The sequence below is a fragment of the Streptomyces sp. NPDC047525 genome, assembly GCF_040643025.1.
GTDB classification, from domain to species: Bacteria; Actinomycetota; Actinomycetes; order Streptomycetales; family Streptomycetaceae; genus Streptomyces; species Streptomyces durmitorensis.
In genome coordinates this window covers 107,458-120,925 of the sequence record NZ_JBEYTL010000020.1, presented here as the reverse complement: position 1 = coordinate 120,925, position 13,468 = coordinate 107,458, and the positions used below count along the sequence as shown (strand labels likewise).

The 13,468-nt window shown below is 67.6% G+C and carries 11 protein-coding genes and 1 pseudogene; 1 reads left to right on the top strand and 11 read right to left on the bottom strand.

Annotation, left to right across the window (positions count from 1 at the left end; genetic code table 11):
- Positions 1-58 precede the first annotated feature (58 nt).
- The 7 genes and pseudogenes from ABZ833_RS38835 to ABZ833_RS38805 all read right to left on the bottom strand — a co-directional run bounded on the left by ABZ833_RS38835 (position 59) and on the right by ABZ833_RS38805 (position 7,933).
- Positions 59-628, bottom strand: coding sequence for a hypothetical protein (locus tag ABZ833_RS38835; protein ID WP_361057588.1), 570 nt, complete (start codon positions 626-628; stop codon positions 59-61).
- Between the two features lie 159 nt (positions 629-787).
- A pseudogene (locus ABZ833_RS38830) lies at positions 788-937 on the bottom strand (hypothetical protein); the annotation flags it as partial.
- A 472-nt stretch (positions 938-1,409) separates the two neighbouring features.
- Positions 1,410-1,784 carry a hypothetical protein gene (locus ABZ833_RS38825; RefSeq protein ID WP_361057485.1) on the bottom strand — a complete coding sequence of 125 codons (375 nt, stop codon included), beginning with the start codon at positions 1,782-1,784 and terminating at the stop codon, positions 1,410-1,412.
- 141 nt (positions 1,785-1,925) lie between these two features.
- The gene (locus tag ABZ833_RS38820; RefSeq protein ID WP_361057482.1) at positions 1,926-2,348 is read right to left on the bottom strand and encodes a hypothetical protein; all 423 of its coding nucleotides are present in this window, start codon (positions 2,346-2,348) and stop codon (positions 1,926-1,928) included.
- Positions 2,349-2,397: 49 nt separating this feature from the next.
- On the bottom strand, positions 2,398-4,806 hold the full coding sequence (locus ABZ833_RS38815) for a Helicase associated domain protein (protein WP_361057479.1): 2,409 nt from the start codon (positions 4,804-4,806) through the stop codon (positions 2,398-2,400).
- Between the two features lie 40 nt (positions 4,807-4,846).
- Positions 4,847-5,425, bottom strand: a complete 579-nt coding sequence (locus ABZ833_RS38810; protein WP_361057476.1) for a terminal protein TpgA1 — start codon at positions 5,423-5,425, stop codon at positions 4,847-4,849.
- Positions 5,426-5,446: 21 nt separating this feature from the next.
- The gene (locus ABZ833_RS38805; RefSeq protein ID WP_361057473.1) at positions 5,447-7,933 is read right to left on the bottom strand and encodes an XRE family transcriptional regulator; all 2,487 of its coding nucleotides are present in this window, start codon (positions 7,931-7,933) and stop codon (positions 5,447-5,449) included.
- Between the two features lie 156 nt (positions 7,934-8,089).
- On the opposite strand from ABZ833_RS38805, the gene ABZ833_RS38800 reads away from it, so the two are divergent.
- Positions 8,090-8,713 carry a hypothetical protein gene (locus ABZ833_RS38800; protein ID WP_361057470.1) on the top strand — a complete coding sequence of 208 codons (624 nt, stop codon included), beginning with the start codon at positions 8,090-8,092 and terminating at the stop codon, positions 8,711-8,713.
- A 425-nt stretch (positions 8,714-9,138) separates the two neighbouring features.
- Here ABZ833_RS38800 and ABZ833_RS38795 read toward each other — a convergent pair whose 3' ends face one another.
- From ABZ833_RS38795 to ABZ833_RS38780, 4 genes are all read right to left on the bottom strand, one after another.
- Complete coding sequence (locus ABZ833_RS38795) at positions 9,139-10,875, bottom strand: hypothetical protein (protein ID WP_361057467.1); 1,737 nt, start codon at positions 10,873-10,875, stop codon at positions 9,139-9,141.
- A gap of 87 nt (positions 10,876-10,962) precedes the next feature.
- Entirely contained in the window at positions 10,963-11,886 is a 924-nt protein-coding gene (locus ABZ833_RS38790) for a hypothetical protein (protein ID WP_361057464.1), read from the bottom strand.
- A 291-nt stretch (positions 11,887-12,177) separates the two neighbouring features.
- Positions 12,178-12,798, bottom strand: a complete 621-nt coding sequence (locus tag ABZ833_RS38785; RefSeq protein WP_361057461.1) for a hypothetical protein — start codon at positions 12,796-12,798, stop codon at positions 12,178-12,180.
- A 232-nt stretch (positions 12,799-13,030) separates the two neighbouring features.
- Positions 13,031-13,345, bottom strand: coding sequence for a hypothetical protein (locus ABZ833_RS38780; protein WP_361057458.1), 315 nt, complete (start codon positions 13,343-13,345; stop codon positions 13,031-13,033).
- Between the last annotated feature and the right edge of the window lie 123 nt (positions 13,346-13,468).

Below are 13,468 nucleotides of genomic sequence, written 5' to 3'. Positions count from 1 at the left end.
GCGGCACAGCGTCCAGCGCCATCGGCGGACATCGCGCCGGCTGCTGAAGAACGAGACGCTATTGGCGGCGCCCACGCCACTGGGCGACTTCGGAAGGATCGATGAGCTGTTTCGCAACGGAGGCAAGCGAGGACAGCGCCCCTACTTGCCGCTGCGCGTTCATGACGATTGCATCAAATCCGTGTCCCGGGACGAGATCTCCGGCCTCCGCCAGGTCAGCCTCGACGTCACCTCTGTGCAGCTCCAGCAACATCTGCTGCATTACCGTCCTCAACGCGGCCGTCTCGCTCGCGTTGCGCTGCCCGGTCTGGCCGGTCGGTGCGGCCTCGAAGAGATCAAGCTGCTGCGGGTCGGCTGCCGGCAGCTTGCCGCGGGGCGTGAAGGACTGATCGGTCAGCCGGAGGACGGATTGGTACACCAGATCGGCGACCTCCTCAGCCGACTGGTCTGGCGTGCAGATGACGTCATTTGGGGTGATGGCGAACAACGGCTGCTCGCGAATGCGGATCACGAGATGGCCCGTGGCCATCAGGTCAGCACTTTTGTCCCGGTCACGCTCTTGGGCGTCCCGGTGCCAGTAGGCACCGTCGTACTCCACGACCACAGGGGGGCGGGCGGGCAGGAGCATGTCTACCCTCCATGAGCGAAGGCGCCGCCCGGTCGCGCGGCTTGTCGCCGCGCTCCGGTCTACAGTGCCGGGGCTGACAAGGGCAGGCAGGTGCTGCAGCAGCGCGGTAAAGATCTCCTGCTCGCGCCGCGAGACCCCGCTTTTCCCGCATCGAGGGCAGCCTGTCCCGACCACGGACCGGTTATAGAACGATGTCCTCCACCGGTGGCCTTCATCCCGCAGGCAGTGCCACCACACACTGTGCACCGCTCTGGCCGATTCGCAGACCGTCCTCCCTGCGTTCTCGGGGTGTTCGAAGTCGAACTCCACCACTAAGTCAGGACGCAGATAGGCCAGAGACCCAGCATTTGCCCCCCCAGCTGCCCCATCCTGCCTCGGTCAGCATCTGCAGCCAGCGCTGCCGTTCTTGGCCCAACCGCCGCTGCTGCCTCTGACGCCAGAGTAGGTAGGGCTCCTCGACGGGTAGCTGTTGCCGCCCTTCCCGTAAGAAGACGTCGGCGATGGCTCGCTCTTGGTGGCGCAGCCACTTGATCGCCCCGTCACGGTGTGGCAGATCCTCGTCCAGATCAGCCGGGTTCGGGGCGGGCGGGACGATTGAGCCTTTTTCGTACGCCGGTACATCGATCACCACCCTGGTGTATCAGCCACCACCGACATTCCCTCCCGGCATGGACTACGCGTCACTCCACAGCGATGGTTGTGAGGACGTTTGTCATCCCAGGCGTGTTGCTCCAGAGACGCGAGCTGCAAGCGTTGTTGCTGGTGTCCCTAGCTCTGACTGTCACACGGCGTGTCGGCTCGCAAGGTTGGCCCGGATCTCGTTTGTCCACGCCGCGTATTCCTTGCTGGTCATTGCCTGCCAGGTGCGGTGGCCGTCGTGGAATCGGCACAGGACGATGAGTGCGCCTTCTGGACGCTGCCGTGCGGTGCCGACGGCCTCAACGAACTCGATGTCGAAGTGCTCGGTGAGCTCGGTGGGTTCGGAGTCGGGTGGGGAGCGGACTTTGAACAGGGAGACCGGATTTTCTCGGCCGACGACGGTTGCGTTGAGCGTGCTCCGTTTCTCACTGATCCAGACGCCGCGAACGTCCTCCGCGCGGATCAGCTCCCTCCACACGCCACCCATCTTGTAGACAGAGACCCATACCTCAGCCACAGACCCTTACCTCTCATCAGACACTCAAGTGTCGCCTACCCGAGGCCTCGTCGCACAGCAGACTGTGGAAACCCACAGAGGTCGTTTCATCCTGTCGTGTCATCCCGAGATGCGGCTTTGGTGTGCTGGCGCGACCCGACATCACCGAAGGAAATCCCCATCACGGGATGGAACGTTGGGAGAAGACGACCTCTCACAGGGCGACAGTAGCCATCTGAGGTTGATGTCGGATTGCGGCGGCACGGGCTCGTGGCGGCTCATGTGTAGGGCGACGGTGTCAGCCAGCTGCTGTGCCCGCGTCAGTCCTCGGTAGATCCAATGGACCCGCAGGTTCAGCAGTTCGGTGTCGGTGAACGGTGCCCCGCTCGCTTCCGAGCGCCACACCTTCAGTACCTGTCGGATCGCGACCGTGGCTTCCACCGCCCCATTGTCCGATGCCCGGGCGTGCCTCGTGTTTGGGGCGGCGCAGAAGTCCTGGGCCAGCTTCACGCTGGCGTCGGGGTCCGCGCCGCTGGGGGCATCGTCGGGATGCCGCAGCACATCTTCACCCCGGTCAACTGTCAAGGCTCATTCCTCGTTGAGAAGACATCTGCAGTTGGACAAGGCATGTCTGTCAGTTGGGGGCTGGGGAGGCAGTCTCGGCGGGCTGCTGTGCGTGCCGAGTCAGGCCCGCCGCCGTGACGGCCTGGAGGTGGTCGGGAGGCAGAGAGTCCCACCGCTTGCGGAGGTTGTTGAGCCACTGGCCGACCTTGAACTCCTCGCCGTTGACAAGGACGGTGTCGCGCTGACGGATGTGGACGTGGCCTTCTCGGGTGCGGAAGACGTCGACGGCCGCGAGGCCGTTCTCGAGCTGTCGCTGTTGGCGAGCGGCACGCCCGAGAGGCTGGCGCGGCTCTTCGACAGGTTCGATCAAGGTGATGCCGAGGTCACGGACGAGTTGGATCTGCTCGGGGTGGAGGGCCTGGAACTCGATGCTTTGGGTGTGCACCCACTCCCCGAGGGGCTCATCGTCGTCGGTGACGAAGTCCACCGGCAGGTCGTCCAGGGTGATGCTCGCCTCGGCGTAGGCGCGGGCGGTGTAGTAGAGGCGCTGCCACGTGATCGGCCAGGACGGATTCCAGTAGGGGTCGAAGGCAGTTAGCGCGGTGTCGGTGGGGGTGGGTTCGAGGCCCGTCTCCGCCCGGGTGCGGGCGCTGCTTCGGCGGTTGGTGAGCCAGCGTCCGAGGGCGAAGTCTCCGATCATCTCGTTGGAGGGTGCGGCGAGATGGCCATGAGTGCTGGCCCAGTTGTCGGCATGGAGGAGACCGCGTTCGGCGGATTGGGCGTGGAGGTTCCAGATCATGCCGAGCTGGTTGAGGGCTTTGAGCTGGGAGCCCTTGAGGGTGCCTGCCGTGTAGGCCTTGCGCATGCGGTTGATCCAGCGACCTAGCGCGAAGCCGCCGTCGTCGTCGTACAGCTGGGGGACGTCGAGGTGGCCGAGGGTGGCGTGGTAGGCGGTGGCGGCCTCCAGGCCCCGGCGGAAGGAGGCTTCGCGCGGGTGGAGGACGCGCAGCCGGAAGGCCTGGGCGATGGTGTCGGCGGGGAAGGGCCGGTCGAAGACGACGTCGACGGGCAGGTCCTCTGTCTCTTCGTCGTCCTCCGGCTCGAGGTTGGAGGGCTGTTGGGCGACGGCGAGCCGGTCGGCGATGCGGTCATCGTGTGCGCGAAGGGCCTGAAGGACGCGCCAGAGTGGCTTGTACAGGTTGGAGCCCATCAGATCGTCGGCGTCCTCGCCGGGCGCGACGTAGACGGGGATGATCAGGGTGGCCTTCTTGCCCTGGCCGGGGGTCTGCCGCAGGGCGCGGCCGACGGCCTGGACGGTGTCGACGATGGATTCTTTGGGATCGGCGAAGACCACGGTGTCGATCGAGGGGATGTTGACGCCTTGGCCCAGGAGGCGGGCGTTGGCGATCACGGTGCGGTGGGCGGGGGCCAGGTCCAGACCGGGGCTGCCGTCGAAGCAGTCCAGGAGATGGCGGCGGTAGGCCGGGTCCTGTGTGCCGTCGATGGCCGATGTCCACAGGTCGCCGGGGTCGGGGCAGCCCGTGCCGGTCTCGTCCAGGGCGTAGAGGCGGGCTGCGGCTTCGGGGAGTGTGGCGGCGAAGTCGTGGGCGTCGGCGACGCGGTGGTGGAAGCTCACGACGCGGCGCAGGTCGAGTTCGGCCATGGCGCGCAGGACTGCGATCTGGAGGGCGGCCTGGCGCAGTTCGGCTTCGGTGGCGCGGTCGGAGATGCCGAGGCGGGTGCGGATGGTGGCCTCGTGGACTTCCATGACGACGACGCGGTAGTCCGCGAGTAGGTCTATGTCGATGGCTTCGGCGAGCGGGAGGCGGTAGCTGGTCTCGCCGTAGAGGGCCACGTTGTCCATGGAGGCGACGAGTGCGGGGTCTTCGTCGTCGCCGGGTTCGCCGGCCGACCAGATGCGGGGGGTGGCGGTGAGGTAGAGGCGCTGGTGCGCGGGCACCAGTTCGTCGTCGTGAACGGCAGCCCAGCGTTTGCCCAGGTCACCGCTGGTTCGGTGAGCTTCGTCGACGGCGATCATCGACCATGGCGGCAGGGCGTACTCACGGTGGGCCTGCCGGATGCGGCCCAGTGAGTGATAGGTGGCGAAGACGGTGAGGCTGTCGTTGTGGTGGACCGCGGCAGTGAGGGCGGCCGGGTCGGTGGTGAACGCGACGGACTCGCTGCTGGTGTTGGGGCGCTTGGAGCACAGGGCGAGTACAGGGCCTCTCATGCCCGCGATGCGCCACTCGTCGATGGTCTGGGCGAGGAGTTCCAGGGTGGGCAGCAGTACGAGGCGGGTGCCTTGGGGGGCGACGCGGGCGGCGATGCGGGCGGCAACGTACGTCTTGCCGGTGCCGCAGGCCATCACGACAGAGGTACGGGCCGCGTGGCGCAGTGCGGTGTGGGCGGCGTGGACGGCGCGGCTCTGGTGCTTGCGCAATCGCACCGTGCGGGGCGGAGCGGTGGTCGTTGCAGACACGTAGTGGTCGCCCTTTCAGCCTGGTCGGGGGGGCGGCGGGTCAGCCGAGGCTGAAGCGAATGTGGTCGATCTGTTGAAGGGCGACCTCCTGCAGGCTCTGTGCGCGGCTCCCGCCGTCCTTGAAATAGTCGTCGCGCAGTCCGTCGGCGACGATCTGGGCGAGCTCGTCCTCGTCTGCGCCGGCCGCTTTGGCTTCGTAGAGCGCGCGAGTGGTGTCGGCGTCCAAGCGTCGGGTCAGGCGCCGGTAGCGGGGGTCGTTCGTGGTGCCCTTGGGAGCCTTGAAGCCGAACTTGGCGCGGACGTCGACCTTGATGCCGCGACTGCTGATGGCCGCCTGGAGCTTCTTCGCCTTGACGAGGGGCTGCCAGAGGCTGTTGACCTCGGCTTCGATGAGGGCGGCGGTGTCGGGCTTGGCTGTTTTGATCTTGCCGTCGCGGTAGCGCTCGACGGTGCGCTGGCTCTTGCCGAGCTTCTCGGCGACGGCGCGGGCGGCTTCGGCGCGGCTGAGGCCCTTCTCCTGCTTGAGCAGGAAGCGGACCCGGGCGCCGATGCTCTTGGGGATCGGCTGGGAGAAGGCAGTCTCCACGGCCTCCTCCAGGCGGTCTTCGATCTGTCCCACGGTCAGTCAGTTCCCTTGGTCTCAGGCCACACGGAGGAGCGAGACGTCCTTGATTTCGTTGGCGATGTTCACGTCGTCGGCGAGCAGGTCCAGCGCCCAGGCCATGGTCTGGGAGCCCTGGTGCTTGACCGAGCCGGGGTTGACACCGAGCCGGAAGCCCCCGCGGATTGGCTGGCCGTCGGGGTCGAGCAGGACCGGCAGCGGGGAGAGGTCGTCAGCGGCGTAGATGACGCAGTCGGTGTTGACGGCGAGGGGGTAGCGGTCGGCGGTGGTGGCGAGGTTGCTCATCTTGCGGTGCATGTTGATCCGCGCCTTCGAGAGAATCATGGCGCGGATGTCGGGTCGCCAGGTCTTGCGGTGCAGTGCGGGCCAGGGCTCGCCGAAGACGTAGTTGAGGCCGATGTTAGGACGCTGGCGCAGCTTGCCGATGCCTGATTTGGCGGTGGACTTGATCGCGTTGACCAGGGTCACCAGGGCCGGGTCGCCGTCCTTGTAGGCGGCCATCGCGGCGAGGAACTCCTCGTCGTCGAGGTCGGCGGTAACACCGAGGGAGGCCATCGTGGTCAGGTAGGCCGCGCGCAGAGTCTCGTACCAGGGCTGGAGGTAGGGGCTGTGGGTTTCACGGACCCACGCCTCCAGGGGCCGGACCTCCGCGCCGAGTTCGACGGCGTAGCTGACCGTCGGTGTGGCGTACCAGGCGGGACCTTGGGGCCGCTCGCCGCTGGAGGTGAAGGGGTTGGGCAGCCGCTTGTCGATCTCGACGTGGGAGAGGTCCAGGTACCAGGAGCCGGGCAGGTCGGGGTCGAAGTGGGGGTTGTGGGGTCGGTGGATGGCCGGGCCGGTGCCGACATGGAGTCGGCGGCAGGCCGCGAGGAATGCGACCGACACGTCCAGGGCGACGACGTTCGGCCGGGACCGCTCGTCCTCGGTGATCAGATCGAAGGGGCGGATCCAGATGCAGGCTTCCTCGTCGAGGGCCTCGCTGACGGGCCGGGTGCCTTCTTCTGGGTAGTCGTCGGCCACGATGGGGTGTTCGTCGGGGGCCTCGCACGGGGCCGGGTCGACGACGGTGTGGAGGGTGTCGGGCACCTTCGCGGAGACGTACTTGTGCTCCGTTTCGCTCCATTCGGCCCTGGTGGGCGGCCGCAGTGCGGTCATGAGCTCCTCGGCGGTGACGGCGACCGTTCCGCGGGGGGTGATGATCAGGTTGGAGAAGGAGCCGAGCAGCCTGGCGAGTTCAGGGGCGGGCAGTTCGGCTGCGTGGCCCCAGGCCCGGGTCTCCAGGGCGCGCCAGGGAGCGACGGCGAGCTGTACGCAGTGACGCTTGCCGTCGAGGCGCTTGAAGATGCGGGCCCAGGGGCCGAAGCCCGATTTGGTGAGCTCCCAGCCTGCCCGGGTGACGGCTTTGACGACGTTGTGGTCGGCGGGCAGCCGGAGCTCTTCCTGGTCCTCCAGGTCCGCGGGCAGTCCGAAGTGGGCCACGGCCGCTTCGGTGAGGACGATCAGCGGGTCCTGGTCGTAGCCGTTGTCGTGGAGCTTGGCGGCGCCGAGGTTAATGCGCTTCTTGTCCAGGGCCCAAGTGGCCATCGCTTGGATGGTCTTGGCCGGGCACGGCACGGTGCGGCCATCGGTGAGGTGGGCGGTCAGCGCGCCATCGGTGAGGTCGAGAACGGCGAGGGGGCCGTCGGCGTGCTCGGGCGCCACCGGCTTCACGGCCGGCTTCTTACCCTTCTTGCGGCGGGAGTCGGGTGCGGGGGTCCGTGAGCGGGCCGGGGCCTTGGGCCGGGCGGGCGCGGGGGCTGGTGCAGCGGGCGGCGGGGCCAGCGCTGGGGCCGGTGTAGTGGTCTCTTCGGGGGCGGCGAGGGCTGGCACGGGGGCGGCGTCCTGTATGCCTGAGGCAGGAGCAGCGGGCACCGGGGCCACGACTGGCTGGCTATCGCAGCGCGGCATGCCCATGCGGGAGTGGGCCTCCAGGTAGACGTGGCGAGGCTGGCCGTTGACGACGAATGTCGTCGGCCTGCCGCACCGGACGCACCGCCGGGTCGTGCCCTCGGGCAGCTCGGTCCAGGAGCCGGGGGCGTCATACCCGGCCGTGGACTCACTTTCGGCTGTCGACGTCGGAGGTGTGTCCCAGGTCAGGTCGGGCGGGTCTTCGATGTCGTAGTCGAACGGGAGGGGCAGTTCCTCACCGCTGTCGCCGGGGTGCGGGTCCGTGGGTGCGGGAGCCGGGGGCGGGGTGGGGGTGGCGGCGCCCGCGCGGGCGAGTTCGGCAGCGAAGTAGGCAACATATCTGGCGTAGCGCTGCCCCTTTTCGCCACGCGGCGTGCGGGGCGGCTCCTTCTCCCAGGTCCACACGGTTTCGCGCGACACGTTCAAGGCCTGGCCGAGCTGGGTCTTGGTCCACCCGAACTCCTCGCGAAGCCGGGCGCGTTCCGCCGGGCAGGGCAGTGGCGGCACCGGCCCGTCCTCGGGGAATCGCGCGAGTACCGCCTCCATGAGGTCGGGCATCGTCTTCCTCCAGTCGCGTGAGTCTAACGCGAATCTAACGCACCATCCCGGATGTGTCAATTCTTATTCAGATTTCACTATGCATTATGACTTAATCTTGATTAGGTTACGTGCTGCCATGTGCCGCACGTGGCATGAACCCTCTGGAGGATCTCCATGTCCAAATCCGATTTCATCCGTGAGGCGGCCCGGCAGCTGCAGAACGGCATCCCGTTGGGCACTCGTACGCGCGGCGAGGTCGTGCGGCTCCTGGGGCTAGTCGCCGACGATGACGGGCACATCCCGGAAGAGCCCGAGGCCCGACGCTGTGCCGTGCGGATCGCCGAGGCACTGGGCCACGACCAGGCGCAGGAGGCGGGCCCCACGGCCTGGTCTCGCTTGACCGATCTCCACCGGCAGCAGCGCGAGGCGGCCGTACGCGTGGCCGGGGATCTCATCGAGGCGCTGCGTGCCATGTACCCCGCGGCGCGCGCCCTGATCGTCGCTGAGCGGAACGGTGAGTTCGTGTCCGCACGTCTGGTTGGGGCCGACCGCACCGTCAGCGAGCTCGGACCGGCAGCCAAGGCCCTTCCACCGATGCCGACGCATCTGCACGGACGATGGCCCGACGGAGCCCTTGCACGCGTGAAAGATCTGGACGATGTCATCGCCACACTCTGGGCATGCGGGCTCGGCTTCGACGACCTTCCCTCAGATCTCAGGGGCCGTGCCGACAGCTCGCAGTACATCCCAGCCCTGCTCCTGTGCGAGGACCGCGGCTGCGAGTACGGCTGCTGCTGACCGCTCCCGCCGCGCCTCGTGAGGTTGCGCTCCCCCGTCTTCTCTCGGTGGCCAGCGAGTGCTTCAGCAGACAGGGACGCCGACCTGAGTGCTGAAGTTCCGTTGGGTGGTGCGGAGTAGGGGATCCGACTCACGAAATGCTTCAGCAAGGCATTCCCACAGACAAGGTTGGGCCAGGAGAATGGATCTTCCCGAGATTGAGCGTCCTCCTATCCAGGTGAAGGCCCTGGCGGTGGGGGCAGTGCGCTTGGTCGGCGAGCTCACAGAGTCGGAGGTTGCCCACAAGGTACTCATGCGCGACGTCCACCCCGTAGTCGCTCGCCGTCTGGCGATCGAACTGCTTCAGGCCGCCGAGGACGCTGAGTTCAGGCGGGGGTAGCGGGTCGAGAGCAGCGCTGAGCGGGGGCTCTGACAGATCTCGATGTTCACCTGTGCCGCCAGTACGCGTGGGTCTGCCGGACGTCCGCGTCGATCACGTCCCGCAGCGCCTCCCGGTCCTCGGGCGGGAGGTGTCCGCCTTGGTTGATAAGGCTCAACCGGTACGCCTCGGCCAGCTGGGGGTCGCCCGCGGCCAGAATGCTTGAAAGAAGCGGCTCGTCTCGTTGCGCCACTTCATCGACCCTGGCTATCAGCTCGCGCCGGTCCTCTTCAGACATGCGGGGCAGGGCCGAGCCCAGCTGATCCTTCAGGTCGGTCCAGGTGACCATCTGTTGGGCGCGAGCTGTTCGTTTCAACGCGCCGCGTACCGCGGCTGCTGCTGATGCGAGAGCTTCGGCGGACAGGCTGAGGGTGGGCGGCGGAGCTGATCGGGACGTGGCCGGCTGGGCCGCTACGTCGTCCTTCAGCATCGCGCGCACCCGTTGCCGGTCTGTCCACGCAAGGGCGTCCCTGGCCTGCTCGACAGCTGCCTTGAGGTCCCGGATCTTCTTCGCACGGCGCGCTGCGGAGACGTTTGGCCGTTGGAGGTCCCCCAGGAGACGCCGGACCTTCTGCGCGGCGGCCACTTGCTGAGCGCGTTTGCCGCTGTACGGCTGCGCCGTGAGAGTGCGGCGGGGCCAAGCCGTGGCGCGCGCCTGGGGAGGAGCGGTTCTGTGCAGCGCGCGCTCTCGAGGAGTTGCGGTATCCGCTGCCGGGCGGTGGTTCTTCTCCTGGAGGAACGCGCGGGCCTCCGTCAGCACCTGTAGTTCGGCAGCGCTGGCGCCACGTCTCGTCAGGGCAGTGGCTTGGTTGTAGTGCTCGCGCACGTCCCAGGCGCGCCCTTCGTCCACTGCACGCTTCAGGTCGGCGAACTGCTGCTGCTGATAGCCCGCATGTCCCTCCAGCCATACGAGCGCCTCGTCCAGGGCCTGTTGCGCTTCCGCCCGCGCGTACGGCTCCAAGGTTCCCAGGAAGGGGCCGCTGCCGTCGCACAACCGGCGCACGTGTTCGACGGTCCCGGAGCGTTGTGCCGTTTCCAGCCCTCGGATGAGGTGCGTCACTGCCTCGGGAAGCGGCTGGGAGCGCGCTGCCGGGGCCGCCAGATCCTCCCGGAGGATCCGGGCAGCCGCCTCGGTGAGAGGGCCTTCTGCTCCCCATTCGCATTCAGCGAGGGGTGTCCACTCGGTGGGGTGCGCCAGGGCTTCGGTGCCGATCCACACACGGCGGCTGACGCCGTCCGGTTCGAAGCGGACTCGGTAGACGTATCTGCAGCGTGCGAGTGTGCCCGGCTCCAGAGCGACACCGGTGGCGAGAATGGGGGCAGGGCCGCCCCAGGCCGGTCGGACCTGCCCGTCCAGGTGAACGCGAAGGAGTGCGCCGTCCTCGAGATGGACATCCACCAGGGAGCCGATGGGGTCGGGGTAGGTGAAGCGAGCGGTTCGTCCGCGATCTGTCAGTGAGCTCTGCAGGGCAGCCTTCATATAGAGGTGGTCTGCCGACGATTCGCCGATCCCCCGCCTCCGGCATGTAAGTGTCTGCCCGCTTTTCTGCGGATTATGCTGAAAGTGACACTGTCTGTCCGTATAGAGTTTCGAGGACAGGCGGGCGCCGCAGCCGCCCAGAAGCAGTCCGCACCAGAACTCGTCATCCGTGTGGGCCTGCCGGAATGCGTCGAGAGCGATGGGCTCCGTGGGCAGGACCACAGGCACATCGGATTTCTCATCGCCGATCACAGCGGTCTGCACGAGCCGAGAATCCCGCACCACGACGCCCCCAATCGTCGAAACCAACAGTAGATTTCCCGCTTCCGCGGCGCCGGAAATCGTCCGTACTCAGCCCCACCGACCCGTACGATCCAGCCGACTTGCCTGCGCGACGCCAGCGCGTGCCGCTTCGTGCACGTCGCGGGCCACGATGACCAGTGCTCGTTCCCGGATCAGGTCGTCGTGGACTCCGGGGTCGCCGGGCGGCAGCAGCTCCAACGCCCGGTCGATGGTGGCCAAGGCCTCGCCGAAGCAGTGCATCTCCCGCAGGGTTCCTGCTTCCCGGAACAGCGCCAATGGGTCGGTGCGCTCACGGAACGGAGGGCGGGAGAGGAGGCCCAGCATGTGCTGGTGGCGTTGAGGGAGACCGTCGCCGAGCCACAGTCCGTGCAGCAGAGTGTGGAGCACCTTCACATCGTCGGCGGCGTACGCCAGTACCCCGTCCATCACCTGCAGTCCCTGTGGCTTGGACTGGCCGAGCAACGCGAACGCGAACAGCGCGCGGGTGAAGACGTCCCAGGGGCCGCGGTGTTCGCGCATCGCTTCCTCCAGCGCGACACGGCGGAAGTCGTAGCGCAGGGCGAGCCCTAGAAGGTGGATCCGGGTGCGGGCAGTGATCGGGTCGCGCGTGGATGAGGTGTCGCGGGGGATCTCCTCGGCCAGGCGGCGGCCGTCGCGCCGGGCCTGCCAGGCCACGTCGGCGAGGAACGCGGCCGACTCCTGCCAGGTGGCCTGCGATACGTGCATCCAGTGCTCGGCGCGTGCCGCGCACACCGTCTCGGGGGCGTCCTGGACATCGACCCCCGCCAGCGCCAACACTCCCGGCCGCAGCTGCGGTATGTGTACGGCCTCTTCCAGCAGGGGCCGGACATGTGGTTCGCGCAGCAGCCGGCGCGCCTGAGCCAGTCGTGCCAGTCGTGCCGTCGGTGGTTGGCGGACGAAGGCGAGGACGTCCTCGGCCAGCATGGGCGAGGTCGGAGGAACGGTGGTCATCGGGACGCTCCGGGTTTCAGATGCGGCGAGGGGGCGCTCCCCCTTCATCTGCTACAGGTGTCGGGTCCGGCTCCGGTGTGACACCTGCGCCAGACCTTTCCTTCCCCTCAACCTCCGCGGTTGCGGGCGATGTTCGCGGTTCACTGCGTCTCGCGGCGTAACGACGAGGACCTCACCGCCAGGGGGTGAGGTCCTCGTGGCGAGCCGGGCGGCGCGGACGAAGAACCGATCCAGGAGCACCGCGCCTCCGGTGAGCTCCGGGCTTCACCACCCGGAGCTCCAGGGGCACCGTCAGTTCTTGACGGGCCATTCCAAGGGCTCCTTGGAGTAGCCCCTGTTCAGCTCTACGGCAGCGGCCTTCTCCCCCTCGGGGATGAGGAAGGCGGAGCAGATCTTCTCCGACTGGCCGGCACTCACCGTCTTCGAGGTGTCCGGGGCCGGGCAGTTGGGCCACTTCGCTCCGCCCCCCAGAACGATGAGTGCACGAGTGCGTGTGTCCGCGTCCGTCCGGACCACGAGGTCATCGTCCATGTCGCCGAGCTCCATGGTCTTGCCGCTGTCGTGGCTGAGCGTTGACCACACGTAGACGGGGACCTGGGGGCCGTCTTCCTTATCCTGCTCCAGGCCGGACTTGTCCATGTCAGCCTTCGTTCCAGTCGCCACCTTGGTTGGTGTGACCGTGTACTGGGCCCCGGCCGAAGCCTTGATATCGCTCTTCTGCTCCGGGCTGGCCTCGCCCAGGCGGAAGGCGGTCTTGTCCTGTGACGCCTGCGATCCGGAGTCGTCGGAATGGGAGCCGGAGCTGCCCTTGTCCTCACTCTTCTCCGAACCCGAGTCGCTGCAGCCAGTCAACGCAACCGCTGCGACCAGAGCCCCGACGGCTACCGGAACGGCACGAGTCCACGTAGTCATTTTCATTCCTCACTTGTCTTGGCATATCGAACGACCGAAGGCCACAGCCCTCGGGGTTGATCTTGTGATGGGGTTACGCGAAAGGCTCAGCGCCGGTCATCGCGTGCCGTCAGGGACGGCGGTGCCTGGGCTCCCCTACGGCAGGCCCGCGCGCAGACTGCCGCTGCGCGCGCGGCTTGGGCCGGCCGACCCGGCGCGGCTTCGGGGCATACACCTTCGCTCGTGGGGAGCACTAGGCAGTCCCGTTGGCGATCCGAGCGATCATCCAGATCGCCCATACCAGTGGGACAACGGCCGCCAGGGAGGACAGTCGGCGCAGGACGGGCACGCCAAGCATCAGTTGTGGCCCTGGCTGTCCGGGAATCGGGGGCGGCAGCTTGTTGAGGCGGGCGAGGGCCACCCGGTTAACGATCAGGGTCGCCGGGGTGAACAGAACGAGCGACAGCGGTGACCACCAGCCCTGCCACAGGGTCTTGCCGGAGAGATCCCGGAAGATCGAGGTGCCGCACGGCTGGCAGAATGGCCCGCTCACGCTGGAGAAGCGCATCCAGAGAAGCACCCCCTGGTGGCCTCGGAAGGTCACTTGGGCAGCGGGGACAGCACCGCACTGCCGACACGTCACGAAGGATGGAATCTGGCCGGAAGGCATCAGCTCGGTGGGCGGGTGCGG